The 21,319-nt window shown below is 60.7% G+C and carries 17 protein-coding genes; 5 read left to right on the plus strand and 12 right to left on the minus strand.

Annotated elements, in window-relative coordinates:
- Window positions 1–100 precede the first annotated feature (100 nt).
- Window positions 101–772 (plus strand): class I SAM-dependent methyltransferase, encoded by a 672-nt coding sequence (locus EJ070_RS04290; RefSeq protein ID WP_126090203.1) that lies wholly within the window; start codon window positions 101–103, stop codon window positions 770–772.
- A gap of 119 nt (window positions 773–891) precedes the next feature.
- Here the strand turns inward: EJ070_RS04290 and EJ070_RS04295 are convergent, their stop codons facing one another.
- Genes EJ070_RS04295 through EJ070_RS04305 form a run of 3 tightly spaced genes read right to left on the minus strand, consistent with a single transcriptional unit; the run spans window position 892 to window position 4,524 of the window.
- Window positions 892–2,067 (minus strand): glycosyltransferase family protein, encoded by a 1,176-nt coding sequence (locus EJ070_RS04295; RefSeq protein ID WP_126090204.1) that lies wholly within the window; start codon window positions 2,065–2,067, stop codon window positions 892–894.
- On the minus strand, window positions 2,064–3,308 hold the full coding sequence (locus EJ070_RS04300; protein ID WP_126090205.1) for a glycosyltransferase: 1,245 nt from the start codon (window positions 3,306–3,308) through the stop codon (window positions 2,064–2,066). Before EJ070_RS04300 ends, EJ070_RS04295 begins: the two co-directional genes overlap by 4 nt.
- 1 nt (window position 3,309) lies before the next feature.
- On the minus strand, window positions 3,310–4,524 hold the full coding sequence (locus EJ070_RS04305) for a glycosyltransferase family protein (RefSeq protein ID WP_126090206.1): 1,215 nt from the start codon (window positions 4,522–4,524) through the stop codon (window positions 3,310–3,312).
- Between the two features lie 328 nt (window positions 4,525–4,852).
- Between EJ070_RS04305 and EJ070_RS04310 the strand changes: the two genes are divergently transcribed.
- On the plus strand, window positions 4,853–5,731 hold the full coding sequence (locus EJ070_RS04310; RefSeq protein ID WP_126090207.1) for a FecR domain-containing protein: 879 nt from the start codon (window positions 4,853–4,855) through the stop codon (window positions 5,729–5,731).
- Window positions 5,732–5,905: 174 nt separating this feature from the next.
- Here EJ070_RS04310 and EJ070_RS04315 read toward each other — a convergent pair whose 3' ends face one another.
- The 6 genes from EJ070_RS04315 to EJ070_RS04340 form a co-directional block, all read right to left on the minus strand.
- Window positions 5,906–8,110, minus strand: a complete 2,205-nt coding sequence (locus tag EJ070_RS04315) for an adenylate/guanylate cyclase domain-containing protein (protein ID WP_126095635.1) — start codon at window positions 8,108–8,110, stop codon at window positions 5,906–5,908.
- 201 nt (window positions 8,111–8,311) lie between these two features.
- The gene (locus tag EJ070_RS04320) at window positions 8,312–9,538 is read right to left on the minus strand and encodes an alpha/beta hydrolase (RefSeq protein WP_126090208.1); all 1,227 of its coding nucleotides are present in this window, start codon (window positions 9,536–9,538) and stop codon (window positions 8,312–8,314) included.
- Between the two features lie 60 nt (window positions 9,539–9,598).
- On the minus strand, window positions 9,599–10,558 hold the full coding sequence (locus tag EJ070_RS04325; RefSeq protein WP_189350369.1) for a formylglycine-generating enzyme family protein: 960 nt from the start codon (window positions 10,556–10,558) through the stop codon (window positions 9,599–9,601).
- A 38-nt stretch (window positions 10,559–10,596) separates the two neighbouring features.
- Window positions 10,597–12,102: an arylsulfatase gene (locus EJ070_RS04330; protein ID WP_126090209.1), complete on the minus strand. Its 1,506-nt coding sequence runs from the start codon at window positions 12,100–12,102 to the stop codon at window positions 10,597–10,599.
- Window positions 12,103–12,307: 205 nt separating this feature from the next.
- A complete protein-coding gene (locus tag EJ070_RS04335; RefSeq protein WP_126090210.1) occupies window positions 12,308–12,739 on the minus strand; it encodes a hypothetical protein in 432 nt (143 codons plus the stop codon).
- The gene (locus EJ070_RS04340; RefSeq protein WP_126090211.1) at window positions 12,736–13,092 is read right to left on the minus strand and encodes a hypothetical protein; all 357 of its coding nucleotides are present in this window, start codon (window positions 13,090–13,092) and stop codon (window positions 12,736–12,738) included. The genes EJ070_RS04335 and EJ070_RS04340 overlap by 4 nt, the downstream gene beginning before the upstream one ends.
- A 390-nt stretch (window positions 13,093–13,482) precedes the next feature.
- Here EJ070_RS04340 and EJ070_RS04345 point away from each other — a divergent pair, with 390 nt between their 5' ends.
- From EJ070_RS04345 to EJ070_RS04355, 3 genes are all read left to right on the plus strand, one after another.
- The gene (locus EJ070_RS04345) at window positions 13,483–14,457 is read left to right on the plus strand and encodes a helix-turn-helix domain-containing protein (RefSeq protein ID WP_189350371.1); all 975 of its coding nucleotides are present in this window, start codon (window positions 13,483–13,485) and stop codon (window positions 14,455–14,457) included.
- Window positions 14,458–14,694: 237 nt separating this feature from the next.
- Window positions 14,695–15,018, plus strand: coding sequence for a hypothetical protein (locus EJ070_RS04350; protein ID WP_126090213.1), 324 nt, complete (start codon window positions 14,695–14,697; stop codon window positions 15,016–15,018).
- Between the two features lie 87 nt (window positions 15,019–15,105).
- A complete protein-coding gene (locus tag EJ070_RS04355) occupies window positions 15,106–17,331 on the plus strand; it encodes a mechanosensitive ion channel family protein (protein WP_126090214.1) in 2,226 nt (741 codons plus the stop codon).
- 243 nt (window positions 17,332–17,574) lie between these two features.
- Here EJ070_RS04355 and EJ070_RS04360 read toward each other — a convergent pair whose 3' ends face one another.
- From EJ070_RS04360 to EJ070_RS36970, 3 genes are read right to left on the minus strand one after another with little or no spacing between them, the layout of a single operon-like run.
- On the minus strand, window positions 17,575–19,053 hold the full coding sequence (locus tag EJ070_RS04360; RefSeq protein WP_126090215.1) for a mechanosensitive ion channel family protein: 1,479 nt from the start codon (window positions 19,051–19,053) through the stop codon (window positions 17,575–17,577).
- Between the two features lie 10 nt (window positions 19,054–19,063).
- The gene (locus EJ070_RS04365; protein ID WP_245464812.1) at window positions 19,064–19,651 is read right to left on the minus strand and encodes an adenylate/guanylate cyclase domain-containing protein; all 588 of its coding nucleotides are present in this window, start codon (window positions 19,649–19,651) and stop codon (window positions 19,064–19,066) included.
- Window positions 19,600–21,186, minus strand: a complete 1,587-nt coding sequence (locus EJ070_RS36970) for a cache domain-containing protein (RefSeq protein ID WP_245464813.1) — start codon at window positions 21,184–21,186, stop codon at window positions 19,600–19,602. The genes EJ070_RS04365 and EJ070_RS36970 overlap by 52 nt, the downstream gene beginning before the upstream one ends.
- Window positions 21,187–21,319: the final 133 nt, after the last annotated feature.

Here is a 21,319-nt window from a genome sequence, read left to right on the forward strand (position 1 = left end):
CGGCAATCATCGCCGGCGACACGTTCGAAGCCTGCGAGGCGGCTTGGCGGGGCAAGATTGCGTTGTGTCGCCCGAAATCCCAACGTACAAGGCGAATATGATGGATGTTACGCAACCGCGCAATGCCGGCATGGACGGGCACGAGCAGGCCTTGGACCTCACGCGGGGGATTGCTGCCTATGTCAAACACCCTCTCGTGGCAGGGCTGGCGCGTGTCATCGCCAAGCATCCGAAGGCCGACATCGCCAACGCCTTTAACCACAAGCAGGTCGCCTGCAAGATGTGGGCGCTCAACAAACTGTTCGAAAGCTGCGGCGGCCGGTTCGGGCGCATATGGGTTGTGGGTGGATGGTACGGTATATTGCCGGCAATGCTTTTCAACGACGCCCGCTTCGACGTCGCGGCGGTTGACAGCATCGACATCGACCCCGAAGTCGCGCCGGTCGCCCGGACCCTCAACCGGGAAGCCGGCGACCGGTTCCGGGCGCTGACGGCAGATATGTACGCAGTCGACTATGCGGCCGGGCCGTCCGACCTGATAGTCAATACGAGCTGCGAACACATCGCAGATCTGCGCGCCTGGCTTACCCTGCTTCCGCGGGGTACGAATGTACTGCTGCAATCCAACGATTATTTCAGCGAGCCGACACACATCAACTGCGTGGCTTCACTCGCAGCCTTCGAAGCAATGGCGGCGCTACGGGAGATGCGGTTCTCCGGCGAACTGCCGACAAAAAATTATACGCGCTTCATGCTGATTGGAACTGTTTAAGCATTTCGCCCAAAAGCGCGTAGCGGTTTGGACAACGACATGCATCAAAACAAAGACTTAAAGCGCGTCGACTGAATCCGTTTCAGCGCGACGCGCTTTAGGCTCCGCCGTCTGCTTGATCATGTCCTTTTTCCGAGACCGGACCCCATTTTTAGGGACCATGTTCGATGCCGCTCGCGCAGGATTTGCGCCGAGTGACGCGCCCCTTCCAGATCGAGACGATGCGCGGATGGCGTCGGTGCCACAAGCGCCTGTTCGATCGCCTGCGCCAAACCTTCGGGCGTCAGGTCCTTTTCCATCAGCACCGTTGCAAGACCGAGTTGTTCGAGCATCAGGGCGCGAACCGTCTGTTCGGTTTCCCCGCCGGCTGCAAATGGAACAAGCAGGGAGCGACAACCCGCGCGCAGGACATCGCAGACCGTGTTGTAACCCGCCTGCGAGACCGACAGGCGGGCGCCCGTCAGCAGGCTGGCGAAATCCTCGCGGAACCGGAAGATGGACAGACCCGGCGTGGCATCGCGTGCGATCGCGTCAAACTCGTCTTTCGGCAGGTTTGGGCCGGTGATCAAACACCATTTCCAGCCGTTGTTGGCATTCCGCGCCGCTGCGACGGTGGAGCTGACAAGGCTCTTTCCGGCAGCTCCGCCGCCAACCGACACCAGCACATCGAAGCGCTCGGAGGCCGCGGGCGGTGGCGGCGCAGCAACGAGGCCTGTATAGGCAACCTCGGCCCTGATCGCCCCAGCCAGTGGAAATGTCTTGTCGATGGTTGCGAAAGCCGGATCGCCGTGGACCATGACAAGGTCGAAATGCCTGTTGATGAGATCGACCGTTTCCTCGTTTCGGCCCGGCTTGACGCGTTCCTGAAGGATATCACGGACGGAGGTCGCCAGCAGCGGTCTGGGCGACGTCGCGTCGATGGCCTCGATCAGCGGCAAGAGTTCGAAACGCATCTGCCGGCGTCCAAATGGAAACGCCTCGACGATCACGATATCGGGCCTGCAATCCCGGAATGCCTGCAGCAGCATCTCTGAACGCCGCTTCTTGAAATCGTCGTCGATGGGTTTGCCCTGCAGGTCGACAAGTCCGGAAAATCCTTCATCGCCGGAGGTGACAGGTGGCAGGGTTACAGTTTTTACCCCTGGTCCCGGAAACCCCGCGATCGGCGCGCCGCCGGTCACGACGGTTACGTCAAACCCGTCATCGACCAGGGCCGCTGCGATGCGGCTGGAGCGCGCGAGATGGCCGATGCCGAGCAGGTGCTGGACATAGAGGAAAGCGCGCAGCTGCTTCAATCGGCGGCCCGCCACTCGCGCTCGAACAGTTCCTTGAGCTGTCCAATGCTTGCCATATGATCGAAATTGCCGCGCACGCGCCGCTCCGCGGCGTCGCCGAGACGGGCGCGCAGCATGGGATCACGGATCAGGCGCTCCAGCGCCTGTGCCAGGGCAATTGGGTTTTCCGTCGGAACCAGCAGCCCGGTTTCATCCGGCGATAAAAGCTCCGGCACGCCGGAAATATCGGTCGACACGCAGGCAAGCCGCTGGCTGGCCGCCTCCACCAGAACATTCGGCAGACCGTCCCGGTCGCCATTCGCGGTGATCCTGCAGGCCAGGGCGAAGATGTCGGCGCGGCGGTAGTGCTCAAGCACCTCCTCCTGAGCAAGCGCGCCCTTCCAGGAGACGCGGCCATCCAGTCCGAGCTTTTGCGCCAGCGCCTTGAGCCGTTCCAGGTGCTCGCCGCCGCCGATATGCTCGAAACGCCACGCCAAATCGCCAGGCAAGAGGGCAAGGGCCTGCAGCAAGGTATCGTAACCTTTCTTTTCAACGGCGCGCCCGACGCTGAGAATGATGACCGGTTCGTCCGGCGCCGAGCCGTCATGCTGCTTTCGCGCCTCGCCGAAACTGCCGAAGCGATCAAGGTCGAGCCCATGATAGCTCAGATGCACGGACGACTTGCCGTTGGCGAGTTCTTTCAGACGGTCGAAACCGGTTTTCGTGCAGGTGACCGTCCAGCGCGCGGAGGAGAGCTTGCCGGCCAGATCCCAGTCCGCCGAAGTCCAGATGTCCTTGGCATGGGCCGAGCAGCTCCACGGCAGGCTGCGAAGCTGGCTGGCATAGCGCGTCACCGATGCCGGCGTGTGCGCGAAATGTGCATGCAACCATCCCGCGTCTTCCGGCCATTCGGCCGCCAGCACGAGCGCTTGCCCGAAGCGGCGCACGCGATTGCGCGTAAAGTCGCGGGGGAGATCGGCAGCCAGCGATCCGAGCGCGCGCCAGAGGCCCGGCCGCAGCAGATAGGCGAACAGCGAGCGAACCACGCGCAGCGGCTCTTCATGCAGATATTCCGGCAGATAATGGACGGGCGCTTTGATCTCGTCATGCACGGGGTGGCGTTTTGCGTCGGTCGGCCGCCTGAGCGCGACGAGTATCAGGTCGAACCCCGCGCGCTCCAGACCGAGCAGTTCCTGCGCGATGAAGGTTTCCGACAGCCGTGGATAGCCCTTTAGAACCACGACGATCTTGCGGCGTCGCAACTCAGTTCATTCCTTCAATGACCGAAAGGTGAGGACTGGCCCGCCGGTCGAGCAGTTCCGCGACGATTTCGGAAATATGGGGCAGCCCTTCCAGCCTCAGATGCGGATTGCTCTGGGATGGGCGGGGCCGGTCCGGCAGCATCACCAGCGCATCGGCAAACCGCTGGGAATCCTTGGCTTCTTCCGGCAAAAGCATCTCGATGAGGCCGAGTTCGGCTGCGCGCCGAGCGCGGATCAATTGCTCCTCCCGAGGCTCGGTGCGCGGCACGATCAGCGCCGGCTTGTCGAAAGACAGTATCTCGCAATAGGTGTTGTAACCGCCCATCGCCACTACCGCCTTGGCCCCTGCAATCAGGTCTTCCATGCGGTTGTCGAACTCGATGATCTTGATATAGGGGATCTTGGCCCCCTTCTTGAGCAGCTTGTTGCGCTTGCGTGCCGGCATGTAAGGCCCAAGCACGATCAGCGCCCTATGCTGCAATTGCGGGTCCTGCTGATAGGCATCGATGACGTCGTGGATCAGTTCCGCGCCGTCACCGCCGCCCCCGGTGGTAACGAGGATATACTCGCCCTCGGGCCGGTGGCCGGGCAACTCGATCCGCTGCAGGCTCCGTTGCAGGAAACCGACGAACCTCATCTTTGCCCTGACAGCCGGCGGCACATCCAGGCCGGTCAACGGATCGTAGAAATCCGGCGGGCCATAGGCCCAGACCTTGTCGTAGAACAGGCCTATCTTGCGCATCACATCCCTGCGTGCCCACTCTGCTTCGAGCAGATGCGGCGCATCCATGACCTCGCGCAGACCAAGCACGAGCGTGGTACCCCGCGTCTTGAGGTAGGACAAAGTATCCTCGATCTCACCGCGCAGGCCGAGCGGTTCCTTGTCGACGATGAAGATATCCGGCCGGAAGGTCTCGGCCGTGTGGCGGATGATCGACTGCCGCATCCTCAGCGTCTCATGCAGATCGATATCCTTTTCCAGCGAGGTGTACTCGCCGTTGCGCAATTTGATGACGCTGGGGATCTTCACGAAGTCGACGCGGGCGCGATAGTCGAAGGCACCGGCGATAGGCGCGCCTGAAATGATCAGCACCTGAAGTCCGCGGAAATCCTCGACCAGCGAATGCGCGATCGTCCGACAGCGCTGCAGGTGGCCGAGCCCGAACGTGTCGTGGCTGTACATGAGAATTCGAGCGTCTTGTGCGTGCTGGGTCATTGTTGAACGTCTTTTAGAATTCTCGTTTTGAGGACCGTGGGCGACCCGGAATTCGAAACCATCCTCGCGGGTCTACCGACCTGCTTTGAACATGAGGACGCAATTTTTTCAATTGTATTACTCAACGTCTGCCCAGCTGCCATGCGCATCAGATGCAATCCCCAGCGCATCAGCCTCGTCGGTCTTGTTGCGCCGTGCGCGGCACAGAGCCTGGCGTCGACGATTGTGCTTTCGAGCTTTGCCTGAGCGAAAGAGCTATGTCCTACTTCAATTGATGTATGCCTCCTCTTCAAGCATATGCTAATAAAGGCATTTGCAGGAGGATGCTATGCCGTCCTTGAGGTGGGCTGCTATTGTCGCTCTTGCCGCGACGCTCAACAATGCGACACCGACCATAGCCGCCGAAGCAGTGGGCCAGGCAGTCGTGATCAAAACTGCCGTTACCGGCGCAAGCGGACCGCTGGAAGTCAAGTCACCCGTTCATCGGGACGAACGGATCAGTACATCCAATTCCGGGCTTGGCCAGTTCGTGTTCCTGGATGGCACCAAGCTGGCGGTGGGATGGGGTTCTTCAGTCGTCATCGACAAGTATGTCTTCAACGATGATAATTCGGTGAAGAAGCTTACCATCCGCGCTGCCAAGGGAACGTTTCGCTGGATAAGCGGAAGCTCGCCTTCATCCGCCTACCAGATCGTGACGCCTGCGGGCACGATAGGCGTGCGGGGAACAGCATTCGATGTCCATATCGCGCCCAACGGCAAAACCGCCGTCGTGCTCCTGAAGGGGACGGCCCGATTCTGCGGCGGCGCCGGATGCAGGGAACTGAAGCGGCGCTGCGATTGTGTGGTCGCGACGCCATCGGGCGCAATCACCGACGTTATCAAGGTCAATCGATCCGTGCTCACCACACTCGGCACCTCGCGGGCATTGCCGTTTCTGACCGGCAATCAGCAGCTTTCGGGAAGCTTTGGCGCAATCGGCGGAAATTGCGGGCTTACGGCTGCCATTCAGCAGGAACATACGCCGCGGCCGCAGCAGCGCAACTCACCGGCGCCACCCAGTCCGGGCACGCCCAATCCGCCGAGCCCGCCGGAGCCGCCGCCGAAAGGCGAGGTGGATGACGGCAACAATGGGCATGGAAATGATCCGGGTAAGCACGATCCCAGCAATCCCGGAAGATCCTACGGTCCTGGCAAGAAGGGATAGGGCAAGGGCGGTGGCAACGGCAAGAGCCACGGATAGCCGCTCTTTTTCTTGGCGAGTCCGATATTCGACTTCGCCGCCCGGCCGGGGCTAACTCGCCTCTACGTCGGGGTGGACGACATCATTGCCCTTGAACAGTAGCGAGTCATGTGGTCGACCTCCCTGTATGAACGCAGGTCAGGAACCGGAGCCGAATTGTTGCTCCGCATAGCCGGCATTCACTTCCACCGCCGCTGCCGCCCGTTTGGCAACAAAATCATCCGCTCTACGAGCTATCCGGCCATAGAAGTCCTGCAAGCCTGCCGGCAGGCTTGCAGCCTTGGCTTTGGCCGCCGCGATGATCTTTCGGCTGCCTGGCAAGCGCGATTGCAACGCCTCGACGAGCTTGCCGTGGAGAAGCCGCAATTCCGCAAAATCCGGCGACGACGCAACATTTTCATCGCCGACGACGGCACTGATTCTGGTCCTGGAGCTCTTTCCCTTGAGCTCCAGCGATCCCGCGTCGAGCAAGGCCCAGCCTGGCAGTGATCTTACTGTGTCGTCGGACGCGAGGATGTCGAAACTCACCGTCTTGCACGCTGTCTCGATACGCGCTGCTATGTTCACCGCGTCGCCAACGGCCGAATAGTTGAATCGCGACTCCGCACCCATGTTTCCGACGCAGGCGACGCCGGTATGGATTCCGATACCGATGCGAACCGTCTGCCCGGCCCCGAATCCGAATGTATCGCTTTCGTTGAGGCGGGCAATCGTCTCGCGCATGGCCAATGCCGCGCGAACGGCCTTGGCAGGATGGTCGGTGACATCGACCGGGGCATTCCAAAAGGCCATGATCGAATCGCCGATGAACTTGTCGAGTGTGCCTTCATTGGCGGTGACATGACGGCTGAGCGCGTCGAGAAGCGTGTTCAGAAACCGCACGACAGCTGTGGGCGGCAGTCTTTCGCTGATCTCGGTGAAGTTTCGCACATCGACAAACATCACGGTCAGCTCGCGGTCGTCTCCGCCAAGACGAAGTGCGTTGCGCGTGTGCTCGATGCGGTAGAGAAGCGATGGCGACAAATATTGGCCGAAGGCCCGCCGGATCGCGCGCCGCTCCCGATCAGTCACCAGGAAGCGGAAAGAGGTTGTCGCGAAATGCGTGATCGTGCCCATGACGATCGGCGCAAACGGGTCGAACAGCAGTCCCGCAAGCGAAAAGGCGAGCCATGATGCGACGAGCGCCAGGCCCGTGATCGCCAGGCCGCAGGCGAGCGCAATCGCGGGGCTTACGAAAATCGTGAGAATCACCAGAAGGATGCCCAGCATCGCGATCGACGCGATTTCCAGCCCGTTTGCCCAGTCGGGCCGCGACAGATAGTGGCCGGACAGTACCTGTTCAACCATCTGCGCGTGGAGCGAGACGCCCGGCACGTTCTCACCGAGTGCCGTGACACGAATATCCTGAAGCCCGGCGGCGGAAGTGCCGACAAACACGATGCTGCCGTCGATCGCGGCCTTTGTTTCAGGCGAGACGCCGTCGGGTGCGAGCACGTCCTTCGCCGAAACATACCGTTCCGCCCTGTCGGGACTGACATAGAGCCAGAGTTCGCCGGCCGAGGTTACCGGGATAACGAAGTCGCCGATCTTGACGGAGGTCATTATGCCCTGCCGATCCGGCGCGCCGGCAATGAGATAGGTGGAGGCGCCTTGCGCTACCCTCATGGCCTCGAGCGCAAGATCCGGATAAAGCTGCTCGCCATCAGTCAGAAAAAGTGGAGTTGCCCTCACAACAGCGGTCGACCTGCCCGGATTGAGGCTGATATGCCCGATGCCGGCGGCATTGGCCTCAAGCTGCGGCCGCAGCGGTGTGGCTGCCTTGATATGGGGAGGAGCATCGACCGGGCTTTCGCCCGTAAAGGCGATGCCAGCCTTCATTCGCGGACGATAGTTCCCTTCGTTGGAGATGCCGTAACCCAGGATAACTGGTTTGCCGGCGATCGACCGGGCGAAGATCTCGTCGTTGTCGGGCAGGCGGTCGAGCACGGCAGGATCGATGCCTGGCACGTCGCGGACAACAGTGCGAGGCGACAGACGATCAGGCTCGGCGAAAAGGATGTCGAATGCGATGGCTGCCGCACCAAGCTCCGTCAGTTTCTCGACCAGAGCCGCCATGCGATCCCTGGGCCACGGCCACTGCCCGAACTGCTGCAATGAGGCCTCGTCGATGTCGACCACGCGGACGGGCATCGACTCGAAGTGGCGAGGTGCCAGCCTCTGATATTGGTCGAACGTCGCTTCGCGGGCCAGTCTCAACGGCTGCGGGTCGCGCGCCCGGACAATTGTAAGCGCCGCTACCAGCGACAAGCCCAGGATGACGCCGGCCAACTGGGCGCGTGTCATGACTTCTGCACCGGTTGCTGTGCTGCGTGTCCTTCCTGCATGGTCCCGCCCCGGGAGGTAGGTTTCGAGCCTCAAGGCTAGGCTGCATTGTTCCCGGCGAATGTGCAATCACCAACCTTACCGCCCCAACGGAGTAGCGCAGTCCCAGCGCTGACGATTTTCCGCAGCCAGGAAGAACCGAGTAAACACTGGGGCTACGAATCACTGCGTCGTCGCATCGCCCCTCAGTATCGTCTCCAGGTCGTCGGGCGGCGGTTTGTTCGTGTTCCCCTCAACCGCCGCAATGGGCGCGCTGACCGTCGTTGCCGCGGCGTTGCCGATCGTGTCGACTGTGCCGGCAACGACCAGGCCCAGCTCGTCGCCAAGGCCAACTTTCGAATCCGTCAGGGTTTGACCGGATGCCAGTTGCGCCCCCAGGAGCTGCACGATTTCAGGACTTTCGGCAAACTTGCTGTGGTTCAAACGATCCGCGGTCTTCACGTCAGTCAGATCCAGAGCTGTTATTCCGGCCGCCTGCAGCTTCGATTTGTACGGCTCCTTTGACGGATCGGCCTGCCCCACCCTATCGACATTGCCCGCGATCAGACGCGAAACGGCAAGCGCCCGGTCGTCCCGCGAGACGGTGATGGTGAACTTCGGCTTTTTCGGTCCGAGCTCGGTCCACTGGCGGCCGAAGACATCCACGTCCAGATCGGGAGATGCCAGGATGACGTTCCTGATCTTGGGCGAAACGCGCCCGTCCTCCAACGCCATCTGCCTCAATGATTCCATCGCGAGCCAGGTGCCCATAGAGTGCGCCATGACCGTGACGTCCGTCACGCCGCGGTCGTCAGCCAAGGCCTTCAACGTCCGCTCGAATGCGGTGCGTGAAAAATTGGTGCTTTCCTTGTCGTAGTTGTAGCCGAGAACACTGGCGCGCGACGGCCATGTGAAAAGGATCGGCACGACCTTTGCCCGCGAGTCATGCACGAACTGCGCGAAGCGAAACACCGAATCCTCATACCTGTTGTTAAAGCCATGCACGAAGACGAGAACATGGCCGTTCGAATTATGAGAATGCAGCCATTTGTGAGCTTCGGGAATCGACAGATTTTTCGCGGCAACGACGGCGAAATCCTTCCGGGGATCGGGCGGCAGCTTTTTCGGCCATTCGACCGTGCCGGGCGCACGGTTCGGCGGGATTGAGATGGTGAGGTCGGTCAAGGAAAGTGCCGGGCTGCGCTCGCCCGTGAACAAGGTCGCCGGGTCGCCGGAAGGCTTGCGGCTGGTCGCAACCAGCATCGTCACATCCGAGGCCGCCGGCGAGACCAGGCTCGCGGGAATCGGCGTAAGAACGCCCTCGGGCTCTGTCGCGCACGCCGTCAGCGCAAGGAAGAGAGCCGATATACTTCCTACGGCGTGCCTGCGTAACGGTCTAGACCGCGCCATTGCTTACCCTTTGTGGATGCCTTCACGCGCTGACATCGGCCGAGCACAAGCACGCTCCCCTCACGACGAACGCGCGATGCAACGAAAGCCAAGGTGACAGGTGGACGTATCCACGGGCTGCGCCATGCGAGCGGCCGGGCGGTAACGCCGGCAGTAGCTGGGGGCACACAGGAAGGACCCGCCCTTGGTGACCTTGCGTGGAATTTTGATGTCGGGCGTCAGCGGGTCGTAGCTCGCCTCGCGCTCGCCGCCGCGCGGATTGGTTATCGTGCAGCATGGGCTCTCGATTCGGCGGTGCTCCTGGTACCAGTCGACAGTCCACTGCCAGACATTGCCGGCCATGTCATAGAGGCCATAACCGTTTGCCGGAAACGAGGCGACGGGCGCGGTCCATTCGTAGCCGTCCTCGCAATCGTTGCGGAATGGAAACTCGCCCTGATAGGTGTTGGCCATATGCTGGCCGCCGGGGGTCAGTTCGTCGCCCCATACGAATTCGGCGCCCTCCAACCCGCCGCGCGCGGCGAACTCCCATTCGGCCTCGGTCGGCAGCGCCTTTCCGGCCCAGTTCGCGTAGGCTTCCGCGTCCTCATAGGCAATGTGCACGACAGGATGGCTTTCGAGCCCCTTGAGGCCGCTGGCGGGCCCGCGCGGATGCCTCCAGTTCGCGCCCCGGACGTAAGCCCACCAGTTGTAATGATTGCTGCGATCGATGCCGCGTGGAGGCCTGACGAACAGGGCTGAAGCCGGAGCCAATGAATCGACGCTGGCTCCGGGATAGTCAGCCGCATTTGCCGGGCGCTCGGCCAGCGTAGCGTAGCCGGTCGCCTCGACGAAGCGCCTGAACTCGGCGTTTGTGACCGTCGTGCGATCCATCCAGAAGCCGCCGACGACGACGCGGTGCGCCGGCGCCTCTTCCGGATAGTGGCCGTTCGAGCCCATCAGGAACTCGCCGCCGGGGATCCAGAGCATATCGCCATGCGACGAGGCTGCCGGCTTTGCGGCAAGTCGTGCCTCAGTCATCGGGCGGCCTCGTCTGAACGGCAGAACTCATCTGCCTTTCAATCTCCCGCGGCAAACATATCTTCCGGGCTTGGCGTCACCAACGGTGTGAAGTACGTCAACCGCACGGCTTCCATCAGCAACAGCGGAGGCTTCATCTGGGTTGCGAGTTCCGTAATCCTTGCCTGCAACTCCTTGACTTTATCCGGATTTTTGTCGGCCAGATTGGTCGCTTCCGATTTGTCCTGCGCCAAATTGAAAAGCTCTATCTTTTGCGGCAACGCTGCTGCCCATACCAATTTCCAATCGCCCTCACGCACCGCGCCGGCCATCGGATCAACGTTGTAGACAATCTCAGTGCGCGGCGAAGGTTTGCCCTCGCTGATGGCCGGCCACATATCCATGCCGTCCAGCGGTTTGTCCTTGCCAGGCTTGGCACCGGCTAGCCCGGACAGCGTTGGCAACATGTCAACGACGTGCATAAGGCCATTGAAGACACCAGGCTTGATCTTGCCGGGCCAGTTCATGAAGGCAACCGAGCGGGTGCCCCCTTCATAGATAGTGCCTTTGCCGTCACGATAGGGGCCGTTATCCGCAGGCAGCTTGCCGTTTACCTTCGTGTCCCCCGTAAACATCGAGTTGACGACGCCGCCATTGTCGCTCATGAAAACGATAAGAGTGTTGTCGCGAATCCTCTTCTTCTCGAGGGCGGCCACGACGTTTCCCACCTCGTCATCGATCACGGAGATCATGGCGGCATAGGCTCTCCGGTTCTCGTCCGGGATATTCTTGTACCGGTCGAGATACTCCTTCGGAGCCTGGAAGGGCGTGTGGGGCGCGGTGAAGGCGAGGTAGAGAAAGAGGGGCTTTTTCTGATCGTGCGTGTTGATGACCCGGACGGCCTCCCGACCGAACAGGATGTTGTCGAAGCCCTGCTCCTTGATCGGCTTGTTGTTTCGGTACCAGTCCGCGATCCCGTGCGAAGCATGTTTGAAATGATCGATCTCGCCGACGGTTGCCCCGTAGAATGAATCAAATCCACGTTGTTTCGGCCAATAATCCGTCTTGGCATGGCCAAGATGCCATTTACCGCTCATCGCCGTTCGATAACCGGCATCTTTGAGGACTTGCGGAAGAAGGGTTTCGTCAAGCGGAAGGCCATAGGTCCCCGCAGCAGGGACAACGCCAACCTGCATACCATAGCGTAGCGGATAGCGGCCGGTCATCAGGGCGCAACGCGTTGGTGTGCACATCGGCTGCACGTAATATTCCTCGAGCTTCGCCCCTTCTGCTGCAAGCTTGTCGATGTTGGGCGTCTTGATGTCCGAGCCATGGTAGCCGACATCTTTCCAGCCCTGATCGTCCGTGACGATGAAGACGATGTTGGGTCGCGATGGCTCGGCCGCCACGGCCTGAACACCGGCAAGGCCGGCAAGCGCTCCTGAGAGGCCGGCAGGAACGGCAAATCGCGAAACGGCAGCCGCCGTGCCGGCCATCAATGCGTCGCGCCGCGTGATTTTGTTGCTTGTGCCGGCTTCAGCCGGGAAGTCTCGATCGATACTCATACTCTCCGCCCTTCTCCCCTTTGGGTAAATGCTTTTGGGGTATCAACGTCACTCCTCCCTGAAGGCCGAAGCTTTCAGGACCTGTGTTTCTGTTTTCCGACCAGTAAGCACACCGGTGTCGGACAGCAGCCGATGGCCTCTCTGCCATCACTTGGCAGTCCAGCTAAACGCAAGCGCCACGAACCAACCACTCCGTCTCAATCCTTTATTGGACCGAGAATTTATACGTGAAACCCAGCATCGGTCCCTGCTGGGTGAGTTTATTCACGAAACCGTCGTGACTATAATTGTCGTGCACGGCCCGATAGCCGATAAACATCGACGTCTTTTCGTTGAATTGATAACCGGCGCCACCCATTACGTCCCACATGGACTTGGACCCCGCGCCGAAACCACCGACCAGGCCCCAGCCGGCAAGGTAGATTCCGTTACCGACATCGGCCTTGAATTTGGCGCCGATCACCGGATCGACCCATGTATCGCCGTCGCTCGCCGAAGTGCCGTCAAGCGCGCCGCCGTGGAATTCGAAACGGTTGTCGGCCGACCAGAGGCGCGCGCCGGCCACCAGATCGAAATTGGTCCCGTCCTGATAGTACAGGCTGTAACCGCCAAGCGCCGTCCCCATGAAAGTGCTCACCGTCGCATCGATGTTTGAAGCGAGGATTCCCCGGGGGTGTCTATGTCGGCGTTGAGCCTGGCGTAGACTATGTCCGTGCTGATGGTGAAACGCCCGTTGCGGGCTTCCGTAATCCCCATGAAGCCGAATTTGAGATGCTGCAGCACATCGCTGAAGCTCACATCGACATCCTGAGGCGGGAATCCGAAGAGGCCGCTTTCGCCGTTGATTCCCGATGCCCACAGATACGGGGCGACAGTAACAGTCCAGCCTTCATCCTGTTGCTGCTTGGTCGCGTCTGCCGCAAACGCACTGGCCGCACAAAGTAGAGACACCGCTGCCGTTCCCAAGGCGGCGGAACGAAATTTGTTCATGAGAGTCCCCATCTTTCCTCCCTGTAGCCCACTTGCTGGTGGCGAAGACACCGCTGTGAACTATGCACCGAGTCATATTCGATACGGCATCGGAGACTAGATGAAATCTCGCTTTGCGCTAGGTCAATTCGGCGGCCATGCAGCGGAACTTGACGGATCAACATATCAACGTCTTGCGCCATTCGCTCCTCCGGTCCCGGCGCTGCACGATAATCATGGCAAAGACGCTCGATGTTCTCGGCGAACCCGTCTGAACCATATCTATTTCGTCCACAGTCCCCACCAGCCGTGCGTCGGCCATATTTTGCGCCGATTGATCTCGCGCAATTCGAATTTAAGGTACACCTAATACAACCGTCCCGCTATCCACTTTGCGCAAAGGACGTATTTTTGACCGCCTGGCCTTCATCGCCTTCGTACAGGGACGTGCTGCTTGGCCCTGACGACCTGACCAGCGCCGCCTCCGGTCTGCCCGTGAAGGTCGACAGGCTTTCGACCGGCTGGCTTCCCTCGCGCATCCGGCAAATCCAGTCCCCCGGCAAGTGGGCGCTCGACCTGCCCGAATTCAATTGCGCCTTCCGCGCCAATGGCGGTTTCGATCCAGGCTCCGTGGCGTTAGTGGCCATCGAGCGGGCCTGTGGGTCGACGATATGCGGCATCCCGCTCGAAGACGACTTGGTCCTGGCAATCCCTGCCGGCACGAGCGTGACGGCAACGGTCCGGCCCGGCCTCACCTACGCAGTCGCCATTGTCCCGACCTCGACCTGGATGGAAATCCAGTCGGTTGCCGCGGGAATGGTCCTCGAACAGATCAGCGATCGCCCTACGACAGTTCGGCTCACCGCCGGCGAAGCGCAAACAATCCGAAGCCAGATGAAGTCGATGGCAGACCACCTTGCGACACTTGCAAGCGATTCGGTTCTGCCAAAGCAACCGCCAGATGCATTCGTGGAATACCTGGGAGTGGTGGCTGACGCCTTCGCGGGCGCAGATAGTCGTGAGACCGGGACAGCCGGTTCCGCGAGTCATCATTTTAGACAAGCATCGGCAGCCGAGGATTTCATTCGCACGCACATCCGGGAAGACATACCCATTGTTCGACTGTGCAAGGAAATCGGCGTCAGCCGGCGACAGCTCGAGTACGCCTTTCGCACCACATTCGCTGTAACTCCGCTCGAATTCATCAGAGCGCTCCGCCTCAACGAAGCCAGACGGCTCCTTACCACTGCCCGTGCAAACGGCTTGAGCGTTACAACGATCGCAATGGATGTGGGGGTCAACCATTTGGGCCGCTTCGCCGCCAACTATCGCCTGTTCTTCGGTGAGTCTCCCAAGGAAACACTCCAGCGCGCCGGAAGATCGTGACCAGGGCACAGTGCAGTCCTCGAAATTGCGCCCCCGTCATCGATGGAATTTGCGCAATCCGGATAGAAGTCGCATCATCAAATTAGTATATTCTAAAATAGTAAATGCATTGCCCCTGGCCCGCTGGGCCAGAGAACAAGCCCGGTTTCGGGTTCGGCTCTGGGTTGCGTCGGACGCATGGTTGCATCGGACGCGAATCCAAACGCACGGAGTGGTGAGTTTCTGGGAGGACGCAAAATGACAAGATTTAGCTTGAGATTGACCGGCGCCGCCGGAATCGTCATCGCCTTGATGTTTGGAGGGCTTGTCGACGCCGTTACGCCCTTCGCCCCTTTCGTCGGCGACGCACAGGCGCGAGTTGGTCGCCCACTCACGCCAGGCAGTGTAGCAGGGGTTGCGAGGCGGACCACACGCCGAACGATCCGCCGTTCGACTGTCTACGTGAGCAGGCTGCCGGCGGCGTGTGTGAAGACTTCGATCAACGGCACCGTGCTCTGGCACTGCGGCAGCAGCTACTATCAGCCCTACCAAGGGCGCTATGTCATCGTCTATATACATTGAATGGCAAGCTGCCCCGAATTAATGATTCGACGATTGGGAGCCAGGAACCTGGCGCGCCCGACACGACATCTCGGATTTCTGACCGCGATGTTTTTCCTGATCGCCAGGTCCCTCGTCTTTGGGATCGCCCTCTCGTTGGCTGGCCCGTCGCAGGCGCAGGCGCCGGCGACCGTCCCACCTGAAAGGGTCAAACAGCTATTCGAGCTTCTCGACGATCCGTCGGTGAAGGCCTGGATGGCCGAACAACGAAATCGGGACGCCGGGTCAACGGGAGCGCCTGCCAAGGCAGGAGCTTCGCCGGCCGCCGCATCGTCCGACGCCGTGGCCGCACCAGGCCAGATGAATACGATGGCGTCCTCGACGCTCGATCGGATCAAGCATCATATCGAAAGAATCGTGCGGACTTTGCCCCTGCTGCCAGGCCAGTTCGCGCGCGTTCGGGCAGAAACCATGGAGGATATGTCCGGCAGGCGGCCTGCCGGCGTGCTTTTGCTGATCGCAATGTTCATCGCTGCCGGCGTGGCGCTCACCTGGGCAACGTACAGGCTCACCCGTCCGTTTCGTCTTTGGATCATCGCGCAGCCGAAGGATACGCCCATTGGGCGGGCCAAGAAGATTGGTGGTCGCACGCTTTATTCCAGCCTGCTGATCGTCTCGTTCGCGCTTGGCAGCGCTGGCGCGTTCATGTTGTTCGACTGGCCAATGCTTATCCGCGAGATCGTGCTGACATTTCTGATGGCTGCAGTCGTTACAGCGGGTGTGCGCATGTACCTCGCAGCCATGCTCGTCCCTTCCTTCATGCAGGTCGAGAACGCCGTCGAGGTTCGTGCTTTGCCGATCACCAACGAGATGGCTGACCATTGGTTCTATTGGCTGCCCCGGATCGTCGGCGTCTTCGCCTTCTTCGGCGCCGCGTTTATCCTCTTGCCGGGTCTCGGCATCGATCAGGACGGGATGCTGGTCCTGTCAGTGGGTGCCGATTCCGCACTGCTGTTGCTCTTTTTGCTTGCCGTTTGGCGTCGGCCAAGAACGCAGCGAGACGGTGCGAACCAAGCGGGTCACACCGGAGCGACATGGTTTTTGACGGCTTACTTCGTCGTCCTGTTCCTGCTGCGCATCGCCGGCCTTCCCATATTGTTCTGGTTTACCTTCGCCGCATTCTTCCTGCCTTTGACAATCGTGCTGACGCAGCGCGGGGTCAATTTCGTCCTGCGGCCGGGTTCGGAAGATGCTGGCCGGCCTACGATCCCGGCGCTGACGATCGCTGTCATCGATCGCGGAATCCGGATGATTTTGATCCTGGCGGCGGCTTACGTTCTCGCCCGTGTCTGGGGTCTGAACATGCAGTCCATGCAGGACAGCAACACGACGACCACGCTCATATTGCGCGGCTTGATCAATATCGTGGTCATTGCCCTGGCAGCCGATTTCGGCTGGTCGATCATCAAAGCTTTGATCGAACGCAAGCTGGGCATCGAAACGCCGCACGCAGCGATCAGCGACGAGGAGATGCCGATCGTCGATCCGCAGCAGGCGCGGCTGCGCACGCTCTTGCCGATCATCCAAAACATTCTGCTCGCGGTGATCGTCGTCATGGCGGTGCTGATGATGCTCGCCTCAATGGGTATCGAGATCGGCCCGCTGATCGCCGGCGCCGGCGTCGTTGGTGTCGCTGTGGGATTTGGAGCACAAACCCTGGTCAAGGACGTCATTTCCGGCGTATTTTTTCTGCTCGATGATGCGTTTCGCGTCGGCGAATACATTTCTTCGGGCTCTTATGTGGGTACGGTAGAGAGCTTTTCGCTGCGCTCGGTGAAGCTGCGCCACCATCGTGGCTCGCTGTTCACAATACCTTTCGGTGAACTCGGGGCAGTCCAGAACCAGAGCCGTGACTGGGTTACCGACAAATTCAACATCACCGTCGGCTATGACACCGACATCGACTTCGCTCGCAAGCTGATCAAGCGAATCGGCCTCGAACTGGCGGAAGATCCCGAATTCAAACCCTGGGTGCTCTCACCGATCAAGATGCAGGGCGTACAAGAGTTCGGCGAGTACGGCATCGTATTGAGGGTCAAGGTCACAACCAGACCGGGAGGCGCCTTCGGTATGAAACGCAAATTCTATGTACGCCTCCGCCAAGTCTTCAAGGAGCAGGGCATCGAACTCCCGTTCCCGACCGTCCACGTCGAAGGGCTACAGAACCCACATGGGGCAGAGAATGCGCCGTTGGAGATCACACCCGAGTTAAAAATCGCGGTCGCGCAGTCGCACACCAACCGGCGCAGAAAAAAAGCTGGCACAGCGGAGTAGGAAACTGTGCCACCGACCGGTCACAGCGCGGATCGCCAACCGGCGCTGCCGTGCGCGCCATAGCGAGCCGGCGGCCGCGGCCGCACAGCCCAAGACCTTGGCAAGAACTGCCGGGCAGGTCGCATTTCCCTTCCTTCAATGCTCGACCGGCCTCTGTCCCGACGACCCAACGCAGTACGAGCTGCTCCGGCTGGAAAAGCACTCCGACAACACACCTGTGCTGACCGGCAGCCGACAGATGGATCAGGCACGACTTCTAGCGCGCTCGGCCGTGTCGTCCGTCTCCACATCAGCTCCGTTCGAGATCAATGCTCTCATCATATCGGCGCGGCTGTCGATTGCGGTGTCGATATCGGTGGCCAGCTTGTGGTTCTTGTCCAGCATACGCTGCATGGCTGAATCAGGAATAGCGATCACCTCGCTAGCTTCGTCCGCCACGAGGCTCACCGGGCTTGGTGTCCCGCGAAAAATCTGGCGGATGGCAAACATCTGCCCGGGCGACAGCCGATCAACGACGCGGGGGCCGCTGGGGGTATCGATCGCAGTCGAGAGGCTGCCGCTAAGCAGAATGTAGAAAGCGGTGGCGGGCGCGCCGTGTGCGAGCAATAGTTCACCAGGCGCGTAGCGTTCGATCCGCGACGCTTCGGCAAGCTCCTCGATACCGGTCACCGGGCCGCGCAGTGCACCGCTGTTGACGATCAACCGAACTCGCTCCTCGGCCGTCACTCCCCAGTCGAGCGCACCGCCAATCACTTCGACGACCTTGCCGTCCCCGGTCCGCATGAGGGAGATGCCGTGTCGCGGCAGAACGTGCCAGATGCGGTCGAGAAGCGTGTTGCATGCACGGCCTATCTTGCCCGGCTCGTCCACCAACACACCCACTGCATAGCGAATACCGCCGGCAGTCCATTCCGCGACCTGGCAGCTGGCGCTGTCGGGACCGATGCTCTCTGGAATGCTTCGCGCGGCCTCGGTCAAGGCAGCGATAACCTGGTCCGGAGGATAGGCCGAAGGAACGACGATCGACGTGCCTGCCCCGAACGGTTGCCCATTTCGCACGATCCGCAAGGTGTCCCCTGCAATCTTCGAACTCGGCACGGCGATCCGCTCCCCGCCAGCTTCCAGAGTCACGGCACGCCAGTCGACCTGAACGACCTTGGCGTAGCCCTGGTCGAGACGCAGCCAGTCGCCGATGGCGAAATGTCGGCCGGAGAGCACGATGAGGCCATTGGCGAGACCGCCGATCACGCTTTGTAGCGCCAGCCCGAGGACGACCGATCCGACGCCGAGCGCGCCGAACAGCGTCGTAAGCTTGATATCCCACACCGTGGAGATGATGAAGGCGCCGCCCACGATGACGATGAAGACTGCGCCGAGCTCGTGGAAAAGCCTGGGCGCCTGAGCCCGTCCATCGACCGCACGTCTCGCCGCCAGGAGAACGGTCTGCCCGATCAGCAGGACCGCATAGAGCACGAGTATGCCGACAATGGTATCGATGACCTTGAAGGCTACGCCGTCGGAAGGGAGCGACGAGAGCTTATGGATCAAGACCCATAAGGCGACAGCAGGCAGAACGGCATTCTGGATCACCTTCAGCGGGCGGGTGGTTTCGGAGCCCTCCATGCGCCGGGTGACCTCGGAAAGGACAAGGGTGACGAGAGGATAGCCGAGGACGACAACGGCCGCCCACGCGAGAAAGCTGGACCACGGGATGTTTGTCATGACAATCACATCATGCAGCCGCGGTGACAGACGACGCCGCAGCGATGGGGCCTTGCCACGTATCCACGGCCTCGGCCTGGTTGATCGGGATGGATGGCTTCTTCACGAAGCCATCCGCATCCGGCAGTTGCTCCAGGACCGGCTTCGTGATGCGCACGGAATTGGCATCGGCGTCGAAGACGATGCGGCGTGCCGTGAGCACCGTCAGGCCCCACATGCTATAGACCGTGCGTTGCTGGCCGACGAGGCCGACTTCCACGTCGCCGAGCGCGACCGCGGCCTTGACCGTGAGCGGTATGCTCCAGTTACGGCTGTGGCGCTCCGCTATCTCGGCCACCGCCGCGATGAAGGAAAGGATTCGCCGCGCACCATCCAGCCGAGGCGTCGAGAGTCCGCAGGCGGCAATATACGTTTCGCCGAACGAATGGGTTTTCTCCACGCCGGCGTCCAACGCCGCCTCATCTATGTCGCTGATCAGTTCGTTGACAGCCTTCAACGTGTCCTGTGTCGCGTCGGTAACAAGCACGTTGATACCGTCGATATCGATCACCGTGACCGCGACGTTCTTGACGACCTCGGCCACCGATTCCTCGCCCATTTTGATCCGCTCGGCGACGATTTCGGGAAAGACGTTGCGCAAGAGCGCTTCATACTCGCCGGTCTTCTGGGCGATCTTGTCGCTGCGTGTGGCAATCTCGTCGGCCATGGTATTGAACGCGCGACTGAGTTCGCTGAATTCGTCGCTGCCGTTGACGGGAATTCGTGTCTTCTCGTCACCGGCGGCGAGTCGATTGACTCCGGCCAGCACTTCACGGATTGGCCGGGTGAATGCACCTGCCGCAAAAAGTGAGACAAGGGTGAGGACGGCGGCGGCGGCCGCCGCGACCTGGACCACGCGCCGCCGGAACTCGCTGACAGGCGCGAGCGCCTCCGCGACATCCTCTTGGCAAGAATGGCCCAGCGTGTCCCCAGGACATCGATCGGTGCCCAGGAGGCCAGGACATCGACACCGCGATAATCTTGGAGGATGTCCGTTCCTGACTGACCCCTGAGCGCCTCTTCGGCGGCCCGGCTATTGTCGGGTTGGTTCAGAACCGCGGAATTGAAGCGGCGGATGCGTTCGATGTCCGCATCACTGATGCCGACTCTGCTCAATGCGGCAAAGTAAGAATCGGGAGTTTCCCTTTGAAAGCGCGAGCCACTGCGCATCCTGTGGTCCGGGCCGACGAGAAAGGCTTCGCCGGTTTTGCCGAGACCCACATCCGCCCATCGCCCGTTCGAAGTCATGACGGCGTCGAGATCGTCTTTTGAGACTTCGGCGATCAGTATCCCGAGCGTTTGCCCATCGCGAATTATTGGCACGGCTATGAAAGCGGCTGGGGCGAGAAGGCTAGGTGGATACGCCCTGAAGTCTTCCAGTACGACGGAACCGTCTGAGGTCCCGTCGCGCAAGGCCGATGCAAACGCGCGGCCGATGCCCGACTGCGCGAGCGGACCGTCGACGACATTACTGCCGAAATCGATGCCTTTATAGATCGTGTAGACGACCGTGCCGGTCTGCGCATCGACGAGCATGATGTCGCTGAGATTGCTGGCTTCGGCAGCCCGCGTGAGGAAGGGATGATAGCGTTCGTGCGCAATGTCGTAGGACGTTCCAGTCCCGGCGGAGAGCAACTTCTGCTTCTCGTCGACGGGAAAGCTGTTGCGAGCGATGTAATCGGTCTGGAGACGCAGCGCCAACGGATCGGTCGGCATATAGGAGGCGGCGCTCAACTCACCTTCGACCAAGCTCTCGATCTTCGGCAGGTAATCCTTTTCATAGAAGGACAAGAGCTCGGGCGGCGGCTCGTGCTCGCCTTGCAATGTCTTGTATCCGCTGGTGAAGGCGACCATGGCGTCGATCGTGGCAGGAGCTCGCGATAAGACAACGAACTGCCGCTCAAGCTCTGCGAAGTAGCGCTCCACCTCGGATTTCTTGCTCTCCCTTAAAGTCGTCAGCTGACCAAAGATCGATGCACCCAGTGATTGGGATCCACTGCGATCGGCGACAAGGCCGGTCGCGGCCGTGCACGCAATGCCGCCCAAAAGCAGGATGGCTAGCAGCTTGGAGCGGATGGACAATCGGCGCAGCATGGCGAGCTCCCACAGGTGCTGGAAGTTTCATTGCCTTCAGACCAAAACCTCCAGCGACATGGCTTTCCAAAGCCAGACAAGAATGGCGGACAGGATCGCTATGACAATCACGGCGATTCCGACACCAATGATG

Source organism: Mesorhizobium sp. M1E.F.Ca.ET.045.02.1.1 (genome assembly GCF_003952485.1).
In the GTDB taxonomy this organism is placed as follows: Bacteria; Pseudomonadota; Alphaproteobacteria; order Rhizobiales; family Rhizobiaceae; genus Mesorhizobium.